Source organism: Flagellimonas olearia (assembly GCF_009184425.1).
Lineage (GTDB): Bacteria > Bacteroidota > Bacteroidia > Flavobacteriales > Flavobacteriaceae > Flagellimonas > Flagellimonas olearia.
The window spans coordinates 499,514-521,588 of sequence record NZ_WELG01000002.1 but is presented as its reverse complement, the minus strand read 5'-3'; the positions used below and the strand labels follow the sequence as shown (position 1 = coordinate 521,588).

The 22,075-nt window shown below is 44.0% G+C and carries 22 protein-coding genes; 10 read left to right on the top strand and 12 right to left on the bottom strand.

Features of this window, described 5'->3' with window-relative positions; genetic code table 11:
- Positions 1 to 100 precede the first annotated feature (100 nt).
- The 7 genes from fabF to F8C76_RS11735 all read left to right on the top strand — a co-directional run bounded on the left by fabF (position 101) and on the right by F8C76_RS11735 (position 5,950).
- Entirely contained in the window at positions 101 to 1,351 is a 1,251-nt protein-coding gene (gene fabF, locus F8C76_RS11760; RefSeq protein WP_152131884.1) for a beta-ketoacyl-ACP synthase II, read from the top strand.
- A gap of 7 nt (positions 1,352 to 1,358) precedes the next feature.
- Positions 1,359 to 2,102: a ribonuclease III gene (gene rnc / locus F8C76_RS11755; RefSeq protein ID WP_129653775.1), complete on the top strand. Its 744-nt coding sequence runs from the start codon at positions 1,359 to 1,361 to the stop codon at positions 2,100 to 2,102.
- Between the two features lie 105 nt (positions 2,103 to 2,207).
- Complete coding sequence (locus F8C76_RS11750; RefSeq protein ID WP_129653774.1) at positions 2,208 to 2,672, top strand: IPExxxVDY family protein; 465 nt, start codon at positions 2,208 to 2,210, stop codon at positions 2,670 to 2,672.
- A gap of 2 nt (positions 2,673 to 2,674) precedes the next feature.
- Positions 2,675 to 4,117, top strand: a complete 1,443-nt coding sequence (pyk, locus tag F8C76_RS11745) for a pyruvate kinase (RefSeq protein ID WP_129653773.1) — start codon at positions 2,675 to 2,677, stop codon at positions 4,115 to 4,117.
- 152 nt (positions 4,118 to 4,269) lie between these two features.
- Positions 4,270 to 5,118 (top strand): helix-turn-helix domain-containing protein, encoded by an 849-nt coding sequence (locus F8C76_RS11740; protein ID WP_152131883.1) that lies wholly within the window; start codon positions 4,270 to 4,272, stop codon positions 5,116 to 5,118.
- Between the two features lie 91 nt (positions 5,119 to 5,209).
- A complete protein-coding gene (locus tag F8C76_RS18735) occupies positions 5,210 to 5,368 on the top strand; it encodes a hypothetical protein (RefSeq protein WP_165357310.1) in 159 nt (52 codons plus the stop codon).
- Positions 5,369 to 5,401: 33 nt separating this feature from the next.
- Positions 5,402 to 5,950, top strand: a complete 549-nt coding sequence (locus tag F8C76_RS11735) for a carboxymuconolactone decarboxylase family protein (RefSeq protein WP_129653771.1) — start codon at positions 5,402 to 5,404, stop codon at positions 5,948 to 5,950.
- 54 nt (positions 5,951 to 6,004) lie between these two features.
- Here the strand turns inward: F8C76_RS11735 and F8C76_RS11730 are convergent, their stop codons facing one another.
- Positions 6,005 to 6,580 carry a TetR/AcrR family transcriptional regulator gene (locus F8C76_RS11730; protein WP_129653770.1) on the bottom strand — a complete coding sequence of 192 codons (576 nt, stop codon included), beginning with the start codon at positions 6,578 to 6,580 and terminating at the stop codon, positions 6,005 to 6,007.
- 115 nt (positions 6,581 to 6,695) lie between these two features.
- Between F8C76_RS11730 and F8C76_RS11725 the strand changes: the two genes are divergently transcribed.
- The gene (locus tag F8C76_RS11725; RefSeq protein ID WP_152131882.1) at positions 6,696 to 7,145 is read left to right on the top strand and encodes a COG2426 family protein; all 450 of its coding nucleotides are present in this window, start codon (positions 6,696 to 6,698) and stop codon (positions 7,143 to 7,145) included.
- A gap of 3 nt (positions 7,146 to 7,148) precedes the next feature.
- Here F8C76_RS11725 and dinB read toward each other — a convergent pair whose 3' ends face one another.
- Positions 7,149 to 8,249, bottom strand: a complete 1,101-nt coding sequence (gene dinB, locus F8C76_RS11720) for a DNA polymerase IV (protein ID WP_152131881.1) — start codon at positions 8,247 to 8,249, stop codon at positions 7,149 to 7,151.
- Between the two features lie 27 nt (positions 8,250 to 8,276).
- On the opposite strand from dinB, the gene F8C76_RS11715 reads away from it, so the two are divergent.
- Both F8C76_RS11715 and F8C76_RS11710 read left to right on the top strand, forming a co-directional pair.
- Positions 8,277 to 8,750 carry a CYTH domain-containing protein gene (locus tag F8C76_RS11715; protein ID WP_152131880.1) on the top strand — a complete coding sequence of 158 codons (474 nt, stop codon included), beginning with the start codon at positions 8,277 to 8,279 and terminating at the stop codon, positions 8,748 to 8,750.
- Entirely contained in the window at positions 8,744 to 9,412 is a 669-nt protein-coding gene (locus F8C76_RS11710) for a lysoplasmalogenase (RefSeq protein ID WP_152131879.1), read from the top strand. The genes F8C76_RS11715 and F8C76_RS11710 overlap by 7 nt, the downstream gene beginning before the upstream one ends.
- A gap of 6 nt (positions 9,413 to 9,418) precedes the next feature.
- Here the strand turns inward: F8C76_RS11710 and F8C76_RS11705 are convergent, their stop codons facing one another.
- The 10 genes from F8C76_RS11705 to F8C76_RS11660 form a co-directional block, all read right to left on the bottom strand.
- Entirely contained in the window at positions 9,419 to 10,723 is a 1,305-nt protein-coding gene (locus tag F8C76_RS11705; RefSeq protein WP_152131878.1) for a Zn-dependent hydrolase, read from the bottom strand.
- 75 nt (positions 10,724 to 10,798) lie between these two features.
- On the bottom strand, positions 10,799 to 11,407 hold the full coding sequence (locus F8C76_RS11700) for a TetR/AcrR family transcriptional regulator (protein WP_152131877.1): 609 nt from the start codon (positions 11,405 to 11,407) through the stop codon (positions 10,799 to 10,801).
- 10 nt (positions 11,408 to 11,417) lie between these two features.
- Positions 11,418 to 12,818: an efflux transporter outer membrane subunit gene (locus F8C76_RS11695; RefSeq protein WP_152131876.1), complete on the bottom strand. Its 1,401-nt coding sequence runs from the start codon at positions 12,816 to 12,818 to the stop codon at positions 11,418 to 11,420.
- A 31-nt stretch (positions 12,819 to 12,849) separates the two neighbouring features.
- Positions 12,850 to 15,996: an efflux RND transporter permease subunit gene (locus tag F8C76_RS11690; protein ID WP_152131875.1), complete on the bottom strand. Its 3,147-nt coding sequence runs from the start codon at positions 15,994 to 15,996 to the stop codon at positions 12,850 to 12,852.
- 32 nt (positions 15,997 to 16,028) lie between these two features.
- Positions 16,029 to 17,102: an efflux RND transporter periplasmic adaptor subunit gene (locus tag F8C76_RS11685; RefSeq protein ID WP_165357308.1), complete on the bottom strand. Its 1,074-nt coding sequence runs from the start codon at positions 17,100 to 17,102 to the stop codon at positions 16,029 to 16,031.
- A gap of 47 nt (positions 17,103 to 17,149) precedes the next feature.
- Positions 17,150 to 17,626 (bottom strand): GbsR/MarR family transcriptional regulator, encoded by a 477-nt coding sequence (locus F8C76_RS11680; protein ID WP_129653760.1) that lies wholly within the window; start codon positions 17,624 to 17,626, stop codon positions 17,150 to 17,152.
- 124 nt (positions 17,627 to 17,750) lie between these two features.
- Entirely contained in the window at positions 17,751 to 18,770 is a 1,020-nt protein-coding gene (gene pheS, locus F8C76_RS11675; RefSeq protein ID WP_152131874.1) for a phenylalanine--tRNA ligase subunit alpha, read from the bottom strand.
- On the bottom strand, positions 18,763 to 19,455 hold the full coding sequence (locus F8C76_RS11670) for a hypothetical protein (RefSeq protein WP_152131873.1): 693 nt from the start codon (positions 19,453 to 19,455) through the stop codon (positions 18,763 to 18,765). Before F8C76_RS11670 ends, pheS begins: the two co-directional genes overlap by 8 nt.
- A gap of 21 nt (positions 19,456 to 19,476) precedes the next feature.
- Complete coding sequence (locus F8C76_RS11665) at positions 19,477 to 21,333, bottom strand: SulP family inorganic anion transporter (RefSeq protein ID WP_152131872.1); 1,857 nt, start codon at positions 21,331 to 21,333, stop codon at positions 19,477 to 19,479.
- A gap of 106 nt (positions 21,334 to 21,439) precedes the next feature.
- Positions 21,440 to 22,066: a carbonic anhydrase family protein gene (locus tag F8C76_RS11660; protein ID WP_129653756.1), complete on the bottom strand. Its 627-nt coding sequence runs from the start codon at positions 22,064 to 22,066 to the stop codon at positions 21,440 to 21,442.
- Between the last annotated feature and the right edge of the window lie 9 nt (positions 22,067 to 22,075).

The following is a 22,075-nucleotide window of genomic DNA, read 5'->3' as shown; positions in this document are numbered from 1 at the left end:
TACATGATATATTACTAGAGAGTATAAATTATCCATGTGGTGTTTGATCGCATGGATAATTTTTTTATAATTTAGGTTTCAAAGGGTAAAAAATAGTTCAATGCAGTTAAAGCGAGTAGTGGTTACGGGAATGGGAGCGTTGACCCCCATTGGTAACAATTTGGGAGCTTATTGGGAAGGACTACGGACCGGTAAGAGCGGTTCTGCCCCCATAACATATTTCGATACGGAGAAGTTCAAGACCAACTTCGCCTGTGAGCTCAAAGGGTATAATCCAGAGGATTTCTTTGATAGAAAGGAAGCCCGAAAACTGGATAGGTTTGCCCAATATGCCCTTGTCTCGTCCGATGAGGCCATCGCCGATTCAGGGATAGATTTGGACAATGTGGACAAATTTAGGGTCGGTGTTGTTTGGGGTGCTGGGATCGGTGGCTTGGAAACCTTCCAAAACGAAGTGATTGGCTATGCCAATGGCGATGGAACCCCAAGGTTCAATCCGTTCTTTATTCCAAAGATGATTGCGGACATTGCTCCGGGCAATATCTCCATAAAGCATGGGTTCATGGGTCCCAACTATACTACGGTATCCGCATGTGCCTCTTCTGCCAATGCCATGATCGATGCACTCAATTACATTAGATTGGGACATTGTGATGTCATTGTTACTGGAGGAAGTGAGGCCGCAGTGACCATCGCAGGTATGGGAGGGTTCAATGCCATGCATGCCCTATCTACAAGAAACGATAGTCCTGAGACTGCTTCCAGACCATTTGATGCCACTCGTGACGGATTTGTACTCGGTGAAGGTGCTGGTGCTCTTATTTTGGAGGAGTACGAGCATGCCAAGGCCAGAGGCGCTAAAATCTATGCAGAGGTATTGGGCGGCGGACTTTCCAGTGATGCCTACCACATGACTGCACCACATCCTGAGGGGATTGGAGTGGTCAAGGTTATGGAGAACTGTTTGCAGAATGCCGGCCTGAAACCGGAAGATGTGGATGCCATAAATACCCACGGAACCTCTACACCTTTGGGTGATGTGGCCGAGTTAAAAGCCATATCCAAAGTATTTGGGGACCATGCACCAAAGATTAATATCAACTCCACCAAGTCCATGACCGGACACTTGCTGGGAGCTGCTGGAGCCATTGAGGCCATTGCTTCCATTTTGGCCATGGAACACAGTTTGGTTCCTCCAACCATCAACCATAGTGTGGTAGATGATCAAATAGATCCTTCGCTGAACCTTACCTTGAACAAGGCTCAAGAACGTGAGGTTAAAGTGGCCATGAGCAACACCTTCGGGTTTGGAGGTCACAACGCATGTGTTTTGTTTAAAAAATTAGGGTAGTTTCAAGATGAAATTCACCTCCAAAATATTCAATTCCCATCCAGATACGGATGGGGATTTTTTTTTGGGGATCAAAAAAATACTTGGGTTTAAGCCTAGGGACATTGAGATCTACAAAAGGGCGTTCTTACATCGGTCCGTGAACAAAAAGGACCCCGATGGGAACCCCATGAATTATGAGCGGTTGGAGTTTTTGGGCGATTCCATGTTGGGAACCATCATCTCAAAGCATCTCTACAATGAAGTTCCCGAAGGGGATGAGGGTTACCTAACCAAAATGCGCTCAAAAGTAGTGAGCAGAAAGCACTTGAACGAACTGGGAAAGGATTTGGAACTTTTACAGTTTGTGGAAAGCCGAATCCCAAAGTCCCATTTTGGGGAGAATATTCACGGTAATGTTTTTGAGGCACTGGTAGGGGCCATTTATCTGGACCGCGGTTATCCCTATTGTGAAAAATTCATCAATGAACGGGTCATAGAGCCCTATGTAGACATTGATCAGTTGGAAGGTAAAGTGATCAGCTACAAGAGTTTGGTCATAGAATGGTGCCAAAAGCAAAAAAAGTCGTTCCACTATAACGTATACGAGGACACCGGGAATGATGAGTTGAAACACTTCGCCGTAAAGCTGACCATTGGCGACCGAATTTTGGCAAAGGCAAGAGCCACATCCAAAAAGAAGGCAGAAGAGAAGGCTTCCAAAAGAGCCTATTTTGCCCTTCAGAACAAAATTGAAAATCAACAAGATTAAATAAAGGTAAATTCAAACGTTTTCGTTTGGTTTCTGAACGTATTGTACCGTTTCAGCTAGGCAGTCAAAGGGATTAAGAGTATATTTACATTTCGTGTTAAAGGCATGTTGACAACGCATAGGATATCGGCAGACTTTTTTGATGACAGTTTTGGGCTTATTGCCATCCACAGCAATTTGGAGGATTATGCCTTGGCTTATGGTATCAATTCCAATTGTTCACTGTACCTGAAAAGAATGGAAAACGACCTCCATTTGGACGGAAGTTTCTTTTTTTCCGTATTTGATTGGGAGGATGAGATAAACGATGTGTATTGGACCTTGATTTCCAATGCCTGCACGATTGAGGAAACCGTTCCATCCGATGGTCTGTTTGGAGGCACTTCCTCCTTTAGGACCAATCACTTGGTCAAGGAACGTAAGGAAATAGACTATTTTTTAAAGGTCGACGGTGCCGATGAAATTGCCTTGCAAGAGAAAGTAAAGGCCATCAACAAAATTTCCAAGGTGGTAACAGCATACCCGTTGGAAACACACACATTAAAATCAAAAAGAAATTTAATCTTTTAACAATGCCAACTAGAAAGAAGACGAAAATTGTAGCAACGTTGGGACCTGCAACCAGCACTAAGGAAACCCTTAAAGCAATGATAGAGGCAGGGGTGGATGTTTTTAGGATAAACTTTTCCCATGCTTCCTATGACGATGTTACGGAGCGTATCAACATGATACGTGAGTTGAATGAGGAATTGGAGGTGCATACATCTATACTAGCAGATTTGCAAGGCCCTAAGCTTAGGGTCGGGGTCATGGGCGGTGAGGCCGTGGTTGTCCCTGGGGACGAGGTCACTTTTGCCACTGGTGAGCCCTTTGAAGGAACAGCACAACGGGTATATATGAACTATCAAAGCTTTCCTCAGGATGTAAAACCGGGAGAGCGTATCCTTTTGGACGATGGCAAGTTGATTTTTGAAGTAAAATCCACCAACGGAAAGGATGAGGTCACAGCTACTGTGATACAAGGAGGACCATTGAAATCCAAAAAAGGGGTCAACCTCCCCAATACCAATATTTCATTGCCGGCCCTGACCAAAAAGGATATCAAGGATGCCATATATGCCATTGAGCACAAAGTGGATTGGATTGCCCTGTCTTTTGTACGCCATAGCCAAGATTTGATAGACCTACAGGACTTGATCAGTAAGCATACGGATCACAAAATTCCAATCGTTGCCAAAATAGAAAAGCCAGAGGCTGTTGAAAACATCGATAAGATTGTGGCCTATTGTGACGGACTTATGGTGGCCCGTGGCGATTTGGGTGTGGAGGTTCCAGCACAGGAAGTTCCTTTGATCCAGAAAAAATTGGTACTTCAGGCCAAAAAAGCCAGAATCCCTGTGATCATTGCAACACAGATGATGGAAACCATGATCACCAGTTTAACGCCAACACGGGCCGAAGTGAACGATGTAGCCAACTCCGTTATGGATGGCGCGGATGCAGTGATGCTGTCCGGTGAAACATCGGTTGGAAATTATCCCGTTCAGGTGATTGAGAAAATGGCCAGTATTTTGACCAGTGTTGAAAACTCGGAATTGATAAAGGTGCCGCAAACACCTCCCCATATTCGCACCAAGCGATATATTACCAAATCGGTATGTTATCATGCGGCATTGATGGCCAATGAGATTCAGGCCAAGGCGATTTCAACCTTGACCAACAGTGGGTATACCGCTTTTCAAATATCGGCATGGAGACCTAGCGCCCATATTTTGGTATTTACCTCCAACAAAAGAATACTCACACAGTTGAACCTGTTGTGGGGCGTCAAGGCATTTTATTATGATCGTTTTGTTTCCACGGACGAAACCATTGAGGATGTAAACCGAATTGCCTGCAAAAAAGGATTTTTGGATGTGGGGGATATGCTCATTAGTTTGGCGGCCATGCCCATTAAGGACAAGGGAATGGTGAACACCCTTCGGGTGAGCGAGATTGAAAAATGCTTGTTTTAGTACAAGTGCCTATACCTCAGTAAAAAGTTATTTAAACCATCCCAGATTCCATGAAACCCATGGAATCTGGGATTTTTGCTTTATGCCCTGTAAGCATGGGCCAAAATGGGGGACTAACGGGAACATAAGCTCATTTTAGTCCAATATTTCCCATGGTATACGAATTCAAGGATACAAGATTAGGGGCCATGCTCCGGCTGGTGGAAGACATTAAAAACGATTGCCCAAGACACTCCCCTATACCCAACAACATTAAATTCCTATGGAACCGAAATGAGGGCCCCCTCACCATTATGGTAGATGGGATGCCATTGAAGCTAATGCCCAACCAAATGGTAACGGTTACGTACCTGCAACATGTTTCTTACACCGAAACCGAGTTGCCGCTCTCCGCTATTTTTTTCAACAGGGAATTCTATTGTGTCTTTGATCATGACAGTGAGGTTTCCTGTAATGGGATATTGTTTTTTGGAACACAGGATTTGCCCATTGTAACCATCCAAAAAGAAGAGCTGCGCAAGTTCAATCTATTGTACGATATGTTTGTGGAAGAGTTTTCGACCCCGGACAACATCCAAGGAGAAATGCTTCAGATGCTCTTAAAGCGGTTGATCATTATGACCACCCGCTTGGCCAAGGAACAACTCATTGTAAAAACCTTGGGCAACGATCAAATAGATATTATCCGAAGGTTCAATTATCTGGTGGATCTGAATTTTAAGACCAAAAGAAAGGTGAGTGAGTATGCCGAAATGTTGTACAAATCCCCTAAAACACTTTCCAATCTCTTTTCCATCTATAATCAAAAATCGCCCCAACAGATTATTTTGGACCGTATTGTCTTGGAGGCAAAGCGTCTCATAAACTATACGGATAAACAGAATCAGGAAATTGCCTATGACCTTGGCTTCAATGATCCTGCCCATTTCAGCCGATTCTTCAAAAAAATGACCCAAATGACCCCTTCGGAGTATAGGGAAAACCAGCTGGTCCCCGCCTAAGGGAAAAATGGGCAAGTCCTCGGGAAATTCCTCCTAACATCTACCTTCCTTTTCGCAACATCTTTGCACTGTAATTTAAAACAAACCAAAGATGAAGCATACAGGAAAAACCCTTTTCAATCTTATCGAAATTTTTAGGACACCACAAAGAAGAGTGGTCCAGACTGTCATTGCCAACGATCATTGTGAGCAAAACCACCATCACGATTTCTATTGTGATACGGAAAGACCATTTGTACAAAATAGATAATCAAAATAATAATTCATTTAAAATTTTTAGATCATGAGCACATTTAATGTACCCAAAAGAGAAGAAGTAAGCGGAGCCAATCAGGCCATTTTTGACAACTTGGAAAAGGCGTTGGGCTTTGTTCCCAATCTTTACGCCACCTATGCGCATTCCGAAAATGCATTGGGCAATTATTTAACCTTTGCCAATGGCAAGACCTCCTTGAAAGCCAAAGAAAAGGAAGTGGTAAACTTGGCCGTAAGTGAAGTGAACAACTGTCTGTATTGTCTATCGGCCCATACGGCCATAGGAAAAATGAACGGTTTCTCAGAGGCCCAAATTTTGGAACTGAGAGCGGGAAAAGCCTCTTTTGATGCCAAGTTGGATGCCTTGGCTCGATTGGCCAAAAACATTACCGAGAACAAAGGGACTACCGATGCCAATGTTTTGGATAATTTCTTTGCTGCCGGATGGACCAAGGAAAACTTGATCGACACTATTTTGTTGGTGGGAGACAAGACCATTTCCAACTTTATCAACAATACATTTGACGCCCCTATCGATTTTCCGGTGGCACAGCCTTTGGAAGAAGTGGAAGCTTAAGCTTAAAACTAGTTTTAGGAACAAGGACCCTTTCAAATTTTTGAAAGGGTTTTTTTATTCCACTTCCAAATCGGCAAAAAGGGAGGGTGCTATGCTTTTGGCCATGAAAATGGGCCAGTCGTTCTTAAAAAGATGGCTTTCGGTTATGGCACTGTCGTACAAAAGATAAAGTCCACTGGATATTCTTTCAATTTCGGCCTTGGAGAGATTGGCGATATTGGCCCCAACCACTTCACCTAAAAAAAGCAACAGCTCCTTTTTTTGTTTTTGGATCACTTCGAGTATTTTTTTCTCTTTAGGGGACAGCTCCCCTAAGGTCTTGATTCCCCAACAACCATTAAAATGGTCTTCCCGGTATAGGTCTTGTAGAAAGTCAAAGATGGCTAAAAGCTGGTTCTTTCCTTTTTTTCTTCGTCCCACGAACTCTTCAAGGGATTTCATGAAGCCATCATGCCTGTGGTTCAAATAAGCGATGCAAATATCTTCCTTGGATTTAAAATGACCATAGAGTGTGGCTTTGGCAATGCCACTTTTAGCTATGATCTCATTGATTCCGGTGGAATGGTACCCGTGGATATAAAACAGATTGCTTGCCGTATCAATGATCTTCTCGTGGATGGATGTCTTCATCCCATAAAAATATACAAAAGACCGGTCTGTCTACTGTTTTTTTAATCATTTTTTAGCATAAAGGAGTATACTACAACCCAATTTCAGCAGTAGTTTTGTGGTTTACTGGAATTACATGATTTTCGATTTAATAATAGCCATGTTTTGGAGCCTGTCTCCCTTCGGGGAGTCCAAGGTTGGAATTCCGTACGGGATAGGTAAGGGAGTGAACAGTTATGTGGTTTTTGTGGCCTGTTTCCTGTCCAACTTGCTCGTGTTCCCTATGATGATGTTTTTCTTGGAGAACGTTAATAAGCATTTGACCAAATGGAGGCCTTATAAAAAATCGGCACTTTTCGTGGCCCGAAGGGCGAAGACGGGTACAGCGGACAAAGTCCAAAAGTATGGCTTTTTCGGATTGGTTCTTTTTGTCATGATTCCCTTGCCTGGTACTGGCGTTTATGCGGGAAGTATAGCCTCCTATCTACTGAAGATTGAAAAGAAAAAAGCCTTCTTGGCAAATGCCTTGGGGATATTTTTATCATCACTCATCATTTATGGGGTCACCGTTGTTTCGGTGAGGTAGAAGCTAAAAATCGAACCTGAGCTGAACGGATACCACTTCTTTTTCTGTTGCCTCCTTTTGTTTTTCAGTATTGAGGTTGGCCAATGAGATACCCAATAACCGCACTGAATTTTCTAGGGAGGATTGATACAGGAGTTCTCTGGCCGTTTCAAGAATAAGGTCCTTACTTGCGATATAATAGGGTAGGGTCTTGCTTCTGGTTTGGAGGGTAAAGTCACTGTATTTGATTTTCAGGGTCACGGTTTTCCCTGCGATTTTGGATTTTTGAAGTCTTCTTTCCAACTCCGAAGCAATGTTCTCCAACTTTTCCAGCATAAAGATTTCACTGCTCAAGTTTTCAAAAAATGTACGCTCCGCCCCAACCGATTTTGGAGTTCGATGGGGCTTTACCGCACTGTGGTGTATGCCCCGGACCACATGATAGTAGTAGGAGCCGCTTTTCCCGAACTTTTCATCCAAAAATTCCAGCGATCTTTGTTTGAGGTCCTTTCCGGTGAAAATGCCCAAGCGGTACATTTTTTCCGCGGTTACCTTACCCACGCCATAGAACTTACGAATGTCCAGGTCTTCCAAAAACTGGATGACCTCTTCGGGGTTCACCGTTTTTTGGCCGTTGGGTTTGTTGTAGTCACTAGCTACTTTGGCAATGAATTTATTGATGGAAATTCCTGCCGATGCCGTAAGTCCGGTTTTCTCCAGGATTTTTTGACGGATTTCCTTGGCGATCAAGGTAGCGGAAGGGTTTCCCTTTTTATTCTCAGTAACGTCCAAATACGCTTCGTCCAAAGAAAGGGGCTCCACAAGGTCTGTATATTCAAAGAATATGCTCCGAATTTCATAGGAAACCTCTTTGTAGCGCTCAAATCTGGGTTTTACAAAGATCAGATCCGGACAGTTCCTTTGGGCAATGGATCCGGCCATGGCACTGCGCACTCCAAATATACGCGCCTCATAGCTGGCAGCGGAGACTACTCCCCGCTTTGAGCCGCCTCCCACCGCAATGGGTTTCCCCTTCAGCTCGGGATTATCGTGCTGTTCCACGGAGGCATAGAACGCATCCATGTCCACATGAATGATTTTTCTTAAGGGAAAATCAAAATCCATACTCAAATTTAGGGTATATTTAGTTTGATGGAACACTTGGAAATTGAGCGAAAGTTTTTGGTAACTTCCGATGCCTACCAGCAAGAAGCCGCATCAAGCATTCGCATAGCACAGGGTTTTTTGAGTACGGACCCCCAAAGAACGGTACGGGTACGAATCATGGGGAACCAAGGTTTTTTGACCGTGAAAGGAGCCAGTAATGCGTCCGGCACCTCACGATTTGAATGGGAAACCGAAATCAGCGCTGCTGAAGCCACCAATCTGATAGATCTGTGCAAGGATGTCATCTTGGAAAAAGTGCGTTTCATGGTGCCATTGGGCGACCATGTGTTCGAGGTGGATGAATTTTTGGGAGAAAACAAAGGGTTGGTAGTTGCCGAGGTGGAACTTCAGCATGAAGATGAGTTTTTTGAGAGACCCAGCTGGTTGGGCGAAGAGGTCACCGGCCAGAAAAAATATTACAATTCGCAACTCAGTCAAAAACCATTTACCGAATGGTAGACCATAAAAGACAAAGCACGATTAATCTGATTAGCTTGGTGTTGGCCTTGGCAGCCATATGTACTGAGTATTTGGGGTATAAAATGGTCTATATGTTCTTGAAACCATTGACCACCATTTCCATACTATCACTCCTGTTTTTTATCCCGAAGGGATTATTCGCAAAGTTTACCAAGCTTATCCTTGTGGCTTTGGCGTTTTGTTTGCTGGGCGATGTGCTTTTGCTTGATTCAGGCTATTTTGTCTTTGGATTGGTCGCTTTTTTACTGGCACACCTCCTCTTCATTGTGGCATTTATCCAACACAAGGCCTTTTGGTTCCATTGGGTTTCGTTTGTGGTTCTTTTCTTGATAGGAGGAGCTATTTTCTTTTGGTTAAAACCGGATTTAGGGGATTTTATGGTACCTGTTCTGTTCTATGTTTTGGTGATTACTGCAATGGCATGGCAAGGAATAGGCCTATATCTAAGGGACAAGGCAAAGGCATACGCATGGATAGCGTTGGCTGTGCTATTTTTTATGCTTTCGGATACCTTGCTGGCCATTAATAAGTTCAAAGCACCTTTTAACTATGCCAGTGTTCTTATTTTGGTAACGTATTGGCTTAGTATTGGGTTGATTGCCAATGCTGCCTACAAAATAGCTTTAGGGAAGAAACCATAGTTTGGATCAATCCAGCTTTTTGTCCAGGACCAAAATCGTATTGAGCAAAACATTGGCTCCATTGGCCATGTCTTGGGCTGAGGTAAACTCTTTTGGTGAATGGCTGATTCCCCCCTTACTGGGCACAAAAATCATCCCGGTTGGGGCAATCCGTGCCATGTCTTGGGCATCGTGACCCGCGCCGCTGGGCATATATTTAAAAGTAAGTCCCAAGTTTTTGGTGGAGTTCTCTATTTCTTTTTGAATGCCTTGGTCCGTTAGGGCAGGATCAGCGGTGGTATCCAAGGGATGGAACTCAATCTCCACACCGGAATTGGTTGAAATTTCCTTGGCCTTGGCCTTAATGGCCTGAAAAACGTTTTCAATGACTTCGGAAGAGAGGTCCCTAATCTCCAAACTGGCCACTACTTTTCCAGGAATGACATTGGGCGCCCCGGGTTCAGCCTTTATACGTCCAACCGTACCCACTTGACTGCCCTCAAAACTATTGGTGACTTCATTTACAGCAACAATGAATTGGGCCGCTGCCAACAAGGCATCCTGTCTTGCATCCATCGGGGTGGTACCCGCATGGTTGGCAAAGCCGGTAAAGGTCACATCCCACCATTTCAGCCCCACAATACCTTCCACAACGCCAATGTTAAGACCTTCTTTTTCCAAGACACCACCCTGTTCAATATGAAGTTCCAGAAAGGCCGCCATACTTCCTTTTTTACGGATGGCTTCCGTAATCCTTGTGGTATCTCCTCCCAATCGCATAATGCCCTCTCCCATGGAAAATCCCGTGGAATTGACCACATCAAAAGCTGCTTTGCTCAAGTTTCCAGACATGGCCCTACTCCCCATGACTCCTCCTTCTTCATTTGGGAAAATAATGACTTCCAAGGGATGCTTTGTTTTTATGTTATTTTCTTTAAGCACTTCCATAACCTCCAAAGCGGCCATAGAACCTACACAACCATCATAATTTCCACCATGGGGCACCCGGTCTATATGGGACCCAAAGGAAATGGGCTTCTTTGAGGCATGGGAGCCTTCCCGTTTGCCAATGATGTTACCAGCAACATCCACGGTGACGGTCAAGTCTAAATCTTTCATGGTCTGAATGACCCATTCTCTGGCGGCAATATCGGCATCGCTGAAAGCAACACGCTCCGTTTCCCCATTTTCCTGTATTCCAAAATCGGCCAGATCAAAAATTCGTTTTTCAAGTCGGTCTTGGTTTACCGTAAAGGATTTTTTCTGTGCATTGCTGGGGATACCTACCAACAATACCACAAAAAGTACTGTGGTTAAGTGTTTAAAATGCATGGCTTTCTGTTTTTTAGAAAGGTACACATTTATATGGAGAAGTGTTTTCAGGGTTGGTTAGAGAAAAGCTATGGACTAATAGCTTTCGTAGGGGCAATTTTGAAGATATTCCAGGGTAAGAACGCCCCTTAGATTGTTTATAATAACATGATCCAGCAATTCTTGGGCGCTATATTCGTCAAACAGATTGGCTTTGGAATATACCGTGTCTTCCAATCTCAATAGAAAAAGTTTACAGACCAATTCCACATTGACGTTGGGACGTATTTGCCCTTGGTTTTGGGCCTTCAGCAGTAAAGGGTGTACTACATTCCAAACGAGATCTTCCCTAAATTCGGAATAAACCTGAGCAGCCTTGTAGTAGTATTTGTTTAGGCCATAAAAGAAAGCTGGGCTTATACCTTGCAGATGGTCAAGCCCCAACTTATATATGTACACAATGGTAAGCAAGGGCTGGTCTTCATTGGGGCTCTCCTGCATGTGATCATCAATGGTGCTTCGTACTTTGCGTAAAAAGCATTGAAGACTTTCCATGACCAGCTCTTCCTTACTTTGAAAATGTTTGTATATGGTTTTTTTTGAAATGCCCAGATCATGGGCCAACTCGTCCATGGAAAAGCGTTTGCTCCCAAATTTTGAAAAATTGGAAAAGGCACATTCCAGTAACTCTTTTTTATTTTCCATGGTCCTGTTTTTACTGCCAACCTCCTCCCAGGGCCCTATATAGTTCCACTATGGCGTTCAATTGTCCATATTGGGAATCCACATAGCTCAATTCTGAGTTCAGCGCATTTTGCCGGGCAGTCAATACTTCCAGATAGTTGGCCAGACCATTGTTCAGCAATTCTTCCGAATAGTCCTCTGCAACGGTATAGGCCTCCAGTTCCTTGGCACGGGCTTCCAATTTTTGGGTCTCGGCATCGTATGTGTATAAAGCATCGCTTACTTCCCTGCCAGCGGTAAGCAAGGCTTGTTTATAGGTTAGCAGGGCCTGTTCTTGTTGGGCTTTGGCCACTTCCATTTGGGTGCGCAGTCGTCTTCCGTTAAAAATGGGTTGGGTCAAGGACCCCACCAAAGAGGAAAATAAGGAACTGGCATCCAACCAATTATCAAACTCCAAACTTTGAAAACCTCCGTTGGCGGATAAACTTAAAGAAGGGTACAAACTGCTTTTGGCCACATTGGTCAATTCAAAAGCATTGATAAGACCGTATTCTGCCTGCATCACATCGGGACGATTGGCAAGTAACAAATGGGGTACGCCGGTCTTCAATTCGGTATCAATGCTCTGATTATCCAAACTACCACGTTGAATTTTCTGTGGTGCTTCACCCAAAAGAATACTGAAAGCGTTCTCCAAAAGTTTGATATTGTTCTCAAGGTCGATCACAATAATTTCAGTGGTATGGACTTGTGCTTCCGTCTGTTTTACGGCAACTTCGGTCACTTGGCCTGCATCTTTCAGTGCCACAGTGGTCTCCAAACTGTACTTTCTGGCTTCCAATGTTTGTTTGGATACTTCCAATTGTTTATCAAGGGCCATTAACTGATAGTAGGTGCTGGCAATGCTCGCCACTAAATTTGTTTTAACAGCTTGATGTGCGGCCACACTCTGCAGATAAGAGGCTCCCGCAGCCCTTTTATTGCTCCTTATCTTACCCCAGACATCGGCTTCCCACGAAAGACTCCCGGATAATTCGTATTGCTCCAAAGCACTGGTAAAAAAGCTACCGAACTGACTGTTTCGGGAGTTTTTGGTCCTCGTAAAACTGGCGGTCCCTGAAAGCGTAGGATAGTAACCAGCCTTACCTTGTTTTACATAAGCTTCGGCGGCCACAATATTCTGTAGCGCAATCCGGATATCTATGTTGTTCTCCAGACCTTGTTCAATGTAGGACTTTAGTTGCCCATCGTTGAACAAGTTTTTCCAAGATACGTCGGCCATGGAAATACTGTCCTGAGGCAAATTATCGGTTCGATAGAGATTTTCTGTCCCTACTTCTGGTCTTGAGTAGTTTTTGGCCACAAAGCACGATTGCAACAAAAGAGGCACCGTAAGAACCAAGAGCAGTTTATATGTCGATTTTATTTTCATGGATGATATACTTTGTTCGATCAAAGGATAATTAGGCATTGTTTTCATTTTGAATTACTTCGGGCTTCCCTGAAATACGTTCCTGGAGTGCCTGGAACACCACAAAAAGTACTGGTATGACAAATACTCCCAAAATGGTTCCGACCAACATTCCGCCTACGGCACTCACACCAATGGATTGGTTTCCTATCGCACCAATACCAGATGAAAGAGCCAAAGGCAATAGACCGAAGATGAAGGCAAAAGACGTCATCAAAATTGGACGTAACCTTGCCCGTGCACCGTCTGCGGCAGCATCAAACAATGAGAGTCCCGCCCGTCTACGCTGTAGGGCAAACTCCACGATCAAAATGGCATTTTTGGCCAAAAGACCAATAAGCATGATCAATGCAATCTGGAAATAGATGTTGTTCTGTAAACCAGCTACGTTGATGAAAAGAATCGCTCCTGCGATACCAAACGGCAGCGACAACAATATGGAAAATGGTAAAATGTAACTTTCATATTGTGCACTCAACAAGAAGTAAACAAACACCAAGCTCAAAATAAAAATAAGGATGGTCTGTGAGCCCGCATTGCTTTCTTCCCGGGTCAATCCAGAATAATCGTAGGTATAGGAGTTGGGCAATACTTGTTCTGCCACTTCCTCAATGGCAGTAATGGCATCACCCGTAGAGTATCCCGGATTAGGAACCCCTGTAATGCTCACCGAACTCAAAAGGTTGAAACGCGACACAACTTCCGGGCCATAGATTTTTTTCAGGTCCACAAACTGACTTACCGCAACAGATTCCCCGCTGGCGTTCCTGACAAAAATATGGTTCAACGAGTTTTCGTTGGCACGGTCTTCAGGTTTGGCCTGGATCATTACACGATATTGCTTACCAAATTTGTTGAAGTCGGTAGCATAAATGCCTCCAAAATAACCCTGGAGTGCGTTGAATATGTCAGTGGCGGTCAACCCGGCCATTTTTACTTTTTCCATATCAATATCCAAGTCGTACTGAGGGAAACCGGGATCGAACTGTGAAATGGCATATTGAATTTCAGGTCTGGCATTTAAGGCTCCCAAAAATTGATTTTTCACATCGTTGATGGAATTCCAGTCTTCGCCAGTTTTGCTCTGAAGCTGAACATCAAAACCTGAACTGGTACCAAATCCTTGGATACTGGGAGGGGTAAAGTATATGATTTGTGCATCATTGAAACCTGCTGTGATGCCATATAAACGCTGCATAGTGGCACTTACTGATAGGGAATCCGCATCCCTTTCGCTCCAGTCTTTCAATTTCATGATAGAGAACGCATAAGACCCAGCACTCACCCGGTTCAACAAACTGAAACCAGCCACACTCATCCGGGCATCGATTACATCCATGGACTCATAAATGGAATCCAACTTCATGATAGTCTCCTCTGTTTTTTCAATGGTTGTACCAGGAGGCATGCTCACGTTGGCAAAGATCATTCCACGGTCCTCATCGGGCACAAAGCCTGATGGGGTGGAGCGGAAAAGGAAAATGGCAATCACACTAAAGCCCACTAGAAGGGCAAGGGTTATCCATTTACGTTTCACCAAGGTGCCAATGGTGTTGGTGTACTTATTGGTCATGGCGGTAAAGCCAACGTTGAATGCCCTAAAGAATCGGGCCAAGAAATTCGACTTTTGGCCCTTTTCATGGTCATGAGGCTTTAAGAACAATGCCGCCAGCGCAGGACTCAGAGTTAAAGCGTTCACGGCCGAAATTAAAATAGCCACCGCTAGGGTAATACCAAATTGTTGATAGAAAACCCCCGAGGAACCTTGGATAAAGGAAACAGGGATAAATACCGCTGACATCACCAAGGTAATGGAGATAATGGCTCCCGAAATTTCGCTCATGGCGTTCTTGGTGGCGGTTTTAGCCGAATCTGCCCCTTCTTCCAATTTAGCATGTACAGCCTCGACCACCACAATGGCATCATCCACCACAATACCAATGGCCAAGATCATGGCGAAAAGGGTCAACATGTTGATGGAATACCCGAACAATTGCAGGAAGAAAAAAGTACCCACAATAGCCACAGGAACCGCAATGGCTGGAATTAAAGTGGACCTGAAATCCTGAAGGAACAGGAACACAACTATAAATACCAAAATGAATGCCTCAATCAAAGTCTTTACAACGTGATCAATGGAAGCGTCCAAAAAGTCTTTGGAGTTAAATGGGATTACATAATCCAAACCTTTGGGGAAATCCACTTTTGATTCCTCCAGAATGGTTTCAATCTCGTCAATGATATCCTTGGCATTGGAACCAGAAGTTTGGTAAACACCCACAGCAACACCAGGATTTCCCATACCGGAGTTTTTCCTTACGTAGCTCAAGGCACCAAGCTCTATTTCGGCCACATCTTTTAGGCGAAGGAAACCACCGTCGTCCGTCGTTCTAAGAATAATGTTTTCGTATTCCTTTACTTCGGACAAACGTCCTTTGTACTTCATTACATATTCAAAAATACCATCGGCGTTCTCCCCGATCTTACCTGTTGCCGCCTCGGTATTCTGCTCACGTAGTGCGGTTTGAATATCGGAGGGCACCAAATTATAGGCGGCCATTTTATCGGGAGAAATCCAGATACGCATGGAATAATCCTTGGATCCGAACACGTTTACGTTACCTACCCCTTTGATCCGTTGTAATTGGGGCACAAGGTTGATTTTGGCATAGTTCTCCACAAAAGTGGCATCGTAATCCTTATTTTCGGAATAAATGGAGAAGAACAGCAAGGCACTGTTCTGAGCTTTTTGGGTGGTAACCCCTGTGTTTATAACTTCTTGTGGTAATAAACTATTGGCCCTTGCCACCCGGTTCTGTACGTTTACTGCCGCGATATCCGGGTCAACCCCTAATTCGAAAAACACACTGATATTGGCCGTACCATCGTTACTGGCGGAGGAGGTCATGTAGGTCATGCCCTCCACACCGTTGATTTGCTCTTCCAATGGAATAACCACACTTTTGAGTACCGTTTCAGCGTTGGCGCCGGTATAGTTGGCGTTTACCTGTACCGTTGGAGGGGCAATCTCCGGATATTGTTCTACGGGCAATGTACTCAACCCAAGAATACCCAAGATCACAATGATCACGGATATTACTGTGGAGAGTACAGGACGATCTATAAATTTTTGGAACATATATAATTCGTTCTATAAATGATTGATGGTAATTATTGTTTTACTGGATTGATGGTCTGTCCATCCTTAAGTTTGGATACACCTTCGGTAACGATGGTACTTCCTTCTTCCAAACCTTCCTCTACGATAAACTCCTTGTCCGTTTGAGCCACGATGTTCAAGGGAACGGTTTTCACCGTATTGTCATCATTCAACACATACACCATTTTGGTGCCCTGTAGATCCACGGTAACAAATTGGGAGATGACAAAGACATCTTCGTAGGTCGATGGAACCTTAATGGTTCCAGTACTTCCTGAACTCAACAACAAACTGGGATTGTCAAAATCAGCCCTTAGGGTTACGCTTCCGGTAGTTGGATTGATGATATTGTTCACCATTGCAATCTTTCCTTTTTGTGGATAGGTCTCGCCATTGATCATCACCAATTCCACTTCGGGCGTATTTTTGGCCGAAACTTGTGAGCCGTCATCTGTCATCTCGCTTTTCATCTCCAGTAGCTCCTTTTCGGTCATGGAAAAATAGGCACGAATACCGCTTATATCGGAAACCACGGTCAATGGTTCGCCCATGGTGCTGCTGACCAAAGCCCCTACTTTGTATGGAATCTCGCCAATGTAACCATTTACGGGACTCACAATATTGGAGTAGCCAATATTGGCGGCAATGCTGCTGTAGTTGCTTTTTGCCTGCTCCAATTGGGCTTTGGCAGTTTCCAATTGTACTTGGCTGATAATATTTTTCTCAACCAACGGAACCAGTTTATCTACTTCAACTTGGGCCACATTTACTGCAGCTTTGGCTGCTTGCGCATCTTGGGAAAGCGTTTGTGTTTCCAGTTTGAACAATAACTGTCCTTTCTTTACCTGTTGTCCTTCTTCCACATAAATGTTTTGTACGAACCCTGAAACCTTAGGCCAGATCTCAACATTTTGCTTGCCTTCCATGGAAGTGGCATAGACCTTATAAATGGTAATGTCTTGTTTTTTAAGATTGCCCACCTTTAAGGTTGGTGGAGGTGGCGCGGTTCGTTGCTGGGCTTTTTCCCCACAAGAGGACAGGATCAAAGCAGTCACTAGGGTTAAGGCTATATGCGTTGTTTTCATGACTTTATTTCTGGTGTTAAGGTTTTTGAATAGTTGGGTAAACATTTTTAGTCTAAAATTTTTTTAAGCTTCTCAATGGACTCTGTTAGAAGCGCTTCATTTTTGTTCATATAGTCCAAATAGATATGGGTTCTTTCCTGTCCCTCCTTGAATTTCTTTGGGCTACTTTTTTTGTGATAATCCAAGACTAGGGTGATGATGGCCTTTTCCTTCTCTACCCGCTTGAGGTTTTCCTGGAGTTTGGCAAGAAAAAAGGTTTTCTGTTTGGCAATGGAGAAATAACGCCTTCTATCGCCAGGCTTTGTAAAGTAGGTGATAATCCCCATGTTAAGGAGAAGGTTCAATGAGGTTGAGGTTGAGCTTTTACTGGCCCCTCTTTTTTCCAGACAGTCTTCAAAAGTAAGTCCATCTTCATCCGTTAAAATAAGTATGGCATAGATTCTAGCAGCTAGAGGAGGTAAATTGTACTCCCCTTCCAGATGAACCCCTAATGTTTCTATAAGTTGTTGATTTGCAGTTACCATAAAATGGATTTGAAGCCGCAAAATTACAGTTGGTTCGGAAGGTACCAAACTAAACGAACTTAAACTTGTGTTAAAAAACCATCAAGAGATGAGTTATATCATCAACACATTGAAAATAAAAGGGTTAAAGGGCGCTTTTGAACTGTTCCAAGAATCGTACATCGTTCTCACTTAACAACCGAATGTCGGAGATTTGATGCAATAAAAGGGCAATACGATCTATTCCCATACCAAAGGCAAATCCAGAATATACTTCGGAATCTATACCGCAATTGCGCAGTACATTGGGGTCCACCATGCCGCACCCCATGATTTCCAACCAACCGGTACCCTTGGTCATACGGTAATCCGTTTCAGTTTCAAGTCCCCAGTATACATCCACCTCGGCACTGGGTTCGGTGAATGGGAAATAGGAGGGTCTTAGTCGGATTTTAGATTTTCCGAACATCTCCGAAGTAAAGTACTGCAAGGTTTGTTTCAAATCGGCAAAGGATACATTTTTGTCTACATATAATCCTTCCACCTGATGGAAAAAACAGTGCGAACGGGCAGAAATGGCCTCATTTCGATATACCCTTCCGGGGGAAATGGTTCTAATGGGCGGTTGGTTGCTTTCCATATACCTAACCTGTACGGATGAGGTATGGGTACGCAACAGGATATCCGGGTCGGTCTGGATAAAGAAAGTGTCCTGCATGTCCCTGGCAGGATGGTACTCTGGCAGGTTCAATGCCGTAAAGTTGTGCCAATCATCCTCTATTTCAGGGCCTTCCGAAACATTGAATCCGATTCTGGAGAAAATATCGATGATTTGGTTTTTTACTATGGAAATAGGATGTCTGGCCCCAATTTCTATGGGCTCCCCAGGACGGGTCAAGTCCCCGAACTTGCCAACGGTCTCGGCCTGGTTCTCAAGGGCCGCCTTAAGCTCGTTGACTTTTTCCGTTGCTGAATTTTTCAATTGATTGATGACCTGCCCAAACTCTTTCTTTTCCTCATTGGGAACATTTTTGAACTCGGCGAAGAAACTGTTCAAAAGGCCTTTTTTTCCCAAATACTTGATTCGGAAATTCTCTATCTCTTCTGTTGAGGTTGAAGTGAATTTTTCTACTTCAGCCAAGTGTTCCTTTATGGTCTCAATCATTTTTACTGGCAGTATTGGCCGACAAATTTAGCAAATTGTCCTTGAATATGTAGGCAATAAGAAAATGTACTGCAATACCGCCAAAAAAATGCCATAGCCAATGCGTGCCCATTGGAAAAAAAGATTGACTCTTGTCTATGGTCCTGAATAAAATGGCGACTGCAAAAATGGCAAAGGCTGTAATGACCAAAATGACATTTTTACCTTGGGTTTTAATGAGGTAGCCAACCAAAGGCAATAGAATGGTGCCTGCCGTGATCACGTAGCCCAATGAAATCCGCCATCCATTGGGAATGGGCAGAATACGCAGCATATAAGAGGTTCCCAAGAGCAGAAAAATAAGCAGAAGTCGTTGCCACCAACCTCCGACCACTTTGAAAATAAAGTAGATGACCAAGGCAGCACACAAAAGCATAATGGGCATCCAGTCCAACCGAAGCCAGAATTCATGATTCCTTGTAGCGTGGTAGATGGTACCTCCAATATAACTGATGGCGATTACCGGAAGTACCCCGGCCAAAAAGAGATGTGCCTTGGGATTTCTGTAGACCCGTATGCCCCAGTATAGAATAATGAATAAGAAGATCAAATTGCTATAGGTATTGAAGGGCTCCACAGGCCATCTACCATCCAGGGTTTCCAAGTAAATGGGGCCGGAATCGTTTGGAAATTTTAGAAAAGGCATGGGTTTATCAAAAATTCAGGATTACGGATTGCTGTTTTTGGAGCTTTGCCCCACCCAATTCATACACGATTTAAAGGATTCAAAAATATGTTCCTGGGGGATGAGTCCGGGGATGATATCAATCCGTTCCATCATATATTTGGGTTGGTCCAGTATTCCCACCAAGAGCACCATAACATTCTTTCGTTTCAAATCCTGTAGGACATCTTCCATGGCATATAGGCCGGATTGGTCCATATACTGCATACGCCCCATTCTAATGACCACGGTAGAGGCGGTATCCGGAATTTGTGAGGCCAATTGTTGAAACTCAGTGGTTGAACCAAAAAAGAGAGGACCTTTTATATGTTTGATAAAGATTTCTTCCTTAATATTCTCAGGCAGATTTTTTTCATCGGACCATGTTTCTTCCCGAAGGGGTTTCACATCGGACCTTTGGGCGGTTATATCGCCGATTTTTTTCATGAACATCAATGATGCAATTACTAAACCAATACCTACGGCATATACCAGGTTCCAAATGGAGGAAAGGACCATCACCACCAACATAATGATTACCTCCGAACTCAATTTCAATGGTCCCAACTTGATATCCTTGGGAAGATGGGGAATTGCTTTTAGACCTCTATAATCCATCACGCCGATACCTACAGTGACCAAGATACCGGCCAATACTGCTGCCGGTATTTGTGAGGCCACAGGTCCAAGGGCAAGCAAGACAATAAGTAAGAGCACTCCGGCAACCATACCCGAAAGTCTGGTCTTACCTCCAGAATTGATATTGACCACGGTCCGTATGGTTGCTCCGGCACCGGGAATTCCTCCAAATAGGGCCGCAATACTATTGCCAATGCCTTGCCCTACCAATTCTTTGTTGGGTTTGTGCTTGGTTTGGGTCATATTATCGGCCACCACGGAGGTGAGCAAAGAATCTATCGCCCCAAGCAAAGCAAGGGTCAATGCTGTGAATATATAGGGCGTGATGGTACTTAAATTGAAGTTGGTAAATATTTCCAGATTGGGAATGGGGAGGCCACTTGGGATTTGCTCAATGGGACGATAATCCAACCCAAAACCAAATGCAACCCCTGAAACTGTCACCAAGGCTACCAAAGTGCTGGGAATTGCAGTGGTAATACGTTTAAAACCGTAAATGATGAAAATGGTGACCAAGGCCAGCCCCAATTCCATCCAGTTGATGTTGCGAACAGCTCTGGGCAACACCTTGAAAGTTCCCAACACCCCTGAAGCATCCTTGGCGGCTAGGGTACGGGCTTCCTTCAGCATATCTGCCTCGGTGATGGCGTGTGCCCTTTTTATGGTTTCTTCAAAATCTTCTAGGACCAAAATGCCTTCACCAGCCTCTTCCCGGAGTATGTTTTCCAATATTTTCTCCTCGGCTTCAGCTACATATTGGTTCACATACTGCGCGTCTTCTTTGGGATAATAGCCCACGGCAGGCAATATTTGTGTGACCAATATAATTACCCCAATGGCGGTCATAAAGCCCGAGACCACAGGATAGGGGATGTATTTGATATATTTTCCCAGACCAACGAGTCCCAATCCAATCTGTATGATGCCTGCCAAAAGAAAAATCGTCAGTATGGCCGGTAGCGCTTTGTTGATATCTCCGTCATTAACGGCAACAATACCGGCAATGACCACCATACTCACTGCGGTCATTGGAGCTGTTGGACCGGAAATCTGGGTGTTGGTTCCACCAAAGAGGGCGGCAAAAAAGCTTATGAAAATGGCACCGTACAATCCCGCACTTGGGCCAAGCCCTGAACTTACTCCAAAGGCAAGGGCCAAAGGGAGTGCCACAATTCCCGCGGTAATTCCACCAAAAAGGTCTCCTCTTACGTGTTTGAACATATAGCGGCGGGATTAGATAATAGAGCATTAAGATAGTAATTTTGGAAAACAAAAAAGCCGATGATTGGAAGATCACCGGCCTTTTAACTATCTGGTTCAAATCTTGTTATAAGAAGGAGACTTTTCCATCTGAAAGATCATACATGGCACCTACAATGGCGATTTCTCCCTTTTCCTCCATTTCTTTTAAGATGGGGCTTTGTTGTCTGATATTATCCAAAGTCAACTCCACATTCTTAACGGCAACGGCGTCCACAAAATCCAAGTTTTTGGAGTTTCTCAAAGATTCATCTTTTGGTTCTGAGACGGCTTCGACCGCAGGTTCAATTTTATTGATCAACGTGGTGAGGTTCCCCAAGCGCGCATGATCACAAGCGCCTTTTACCGCTCCACAGCTGGTATGTCCAAGAACAACAAGTAGTTTGGTGCCAGCCAGTTTACAGGCAAACTCCATACTTCCAAGAATATCCTCATTGACAAAATTCCCAGCGATTCTAACGCTGAAGATATCTCCAAGACCTTGGTCAAATACCAATTCCGCAGAGACTCTTGAGTCAATACAGCTAAGGATGGTGGCAAAAGGGAATTGTCCATCCTTGGTTTCGTTTACTTGTTGGAGAAGGTTTCTATTGGCCTTTAGGTTTTTTTGAAAACGCTCATTCCCCTCTTGGAGGAATTCCAGTGCTTTCTTGGGCGTCATGGTGGCCTGTGTTTCTTTTGTGTGTGCTTTCATAGTACTATG

Excerpts from the sequence above, each read along its gene's own strand:
- F8C76_RS11735 (WP_129653771.1), top strand. The coding sequence starts at position 5,402 with ATGAGCACATTTAATGTACCCAAAAGAGAAGAAGTAAGCGGAGCCAAT.
- dinB (WP_152131881.1), bottom strand. The coding sequence starts at position 8,249 with ATGGATTTTGATTTTCCCTTAAGAAAAATCATTCATGTGGACATGGAT.
- F8C76_RS18735 (WP_165357310.1), top strand. The coding sequence starts at position 5,210 with ATGAAGCATACAGGAAAAACCCTTTTCAATCTTATCGAAATTTTTAGG.
- F8C76_RS11660 (WP_129653756.1), bottom strand. The coding sequence starts at position 22,066 with ATGAAAGCACACACAAAAGAAACACAGGCCACCATGACGCCCAAGAAA.
- rnc (WP_129653775.1), top strand. The coding sequence starts at position 1,359 with ATGAAATTCACCTCCAAAATATTCAATTCCCATCCAGATACGGATGGG.
- F8C76_RS11670 (WP_152131873.1), bottom strand. The coding sequence starts at position 19,455 with ATGCCTTTTCTAAAATTTCCAAACGATTCCGGCCCCATTTACTTGGAA.
- F8C76_RS11690 (WP_152131875.1), bottom strand. The coding sequence starts at position 15,996 with ATGTTCCAAAAATTTATAGATCGTCCTGTACTCTCCACAGTAATATCC.
- F8C76_RS11705 (WP_152131878.1), bottom strand. The coding sequence starts at position 10,723 with ATGCATTTTAAACACTTAACCACAGTACTTTTTGTGGTATTGTTGGTA.
- pyk (WP_129653773.1), top strand. The coding sequence starts at position 2,675 with ATGCCAACTAGAAAGAAGACGAAAATTGTAGCAACGTTGGGACCTGCA.
- F8C76_RS11700 (WP_152131877.1), bottom strand. The coding sequence starts at position 11,407 with ATGGAAAATAAAAAAGAGTTACTGGAATGTGCCTTTTCCAATTTTTCA.
- F8C76_RS11710 (WP_152131879.1), top strand. The coding sequence starts at position 8,744 with ATGGTAGACCATAAAAGACAAAGCACGATTAATCTGATTAGCTTGGTG.
- F8C76_RS11740 (WP_152131883.1), top strand. The coding sequence starts at position 4,270 with ATGGTATACGAATTCAAGGATACAAGATTAGGGGCCATGCTCCGGCTG.
- fabF (WP_152131884.1), top strand. The coding sequence starts at position 101 with ATGCAGTTAAAGCGAGTAGTGGTTACGGGAATGGGAGCGTTGACCCCC.
- F8C76_RS11750 (WP_129653774.1), top strand. The coding sequence starts at position 2,208 with ATGTTGACAACGCATAGGATATCGGCAGACTTTTTTGATGACAGTTTT.
- F8C76_RS11680 (WP_129653760.1), bottom strand. The coding sequence starts at position 17,626 with ATGGTAACTGCAAATCAACAACTTATAGAAACATTAGGGGTTCATCTG.
- F8C76_RS11685 (WP_165357308.1), bottom strand. The coding sequence starts at position 17,102 with ATGAAAACAACGCATATAGCCTTAACCCTAGTGACTGCTTTGATCCTG.
- F8C76_RS11725 (WP_152131882.1), top strand. The coding sequence starts at position 6,696 with ATGATTTTCGATTTAATAATAGCCATGTTTTGGAGCCTGTCTCCCTTC.
- F8C76_RS11695 (WP_152131876.1), bottom strand. The coding sequence starts at position 12,818 with ATGAAAATAAAATCGACATATAAACTGCTCTTGGTTCTTACGGTGCCT.
- F8C76_RS11715 (WP_152131880.1), top strand. The coding sequence starts at position 8,277 with ATGGAACACTTGGAAATTGAGCGAAAGTTTTTGGTAACTTCCGATGCC.
- pheS (WP_152131874.1), bottom strand. The coding sequence starts at position 18,770 with ATGATTGAGACCATAAAGGAACACTTGGCTGAAGTAGAAAAATTCACT.
- F8C76_RS11730 (WP_129653770.1), bottom strand. The coding sequence starts at position 6,580 with ATGAAGACATCCATCCACGAGAAGATCATTGATACGGCAAGCAATCTG.
- F8C76_RS11665 (WP_152131872.1), bottom strand. The coding sequence starts at position 21,333 with ATGTTCAAACACGTAAGAGGAGACCTTTTTGGTGGAATTACCGCGGGA.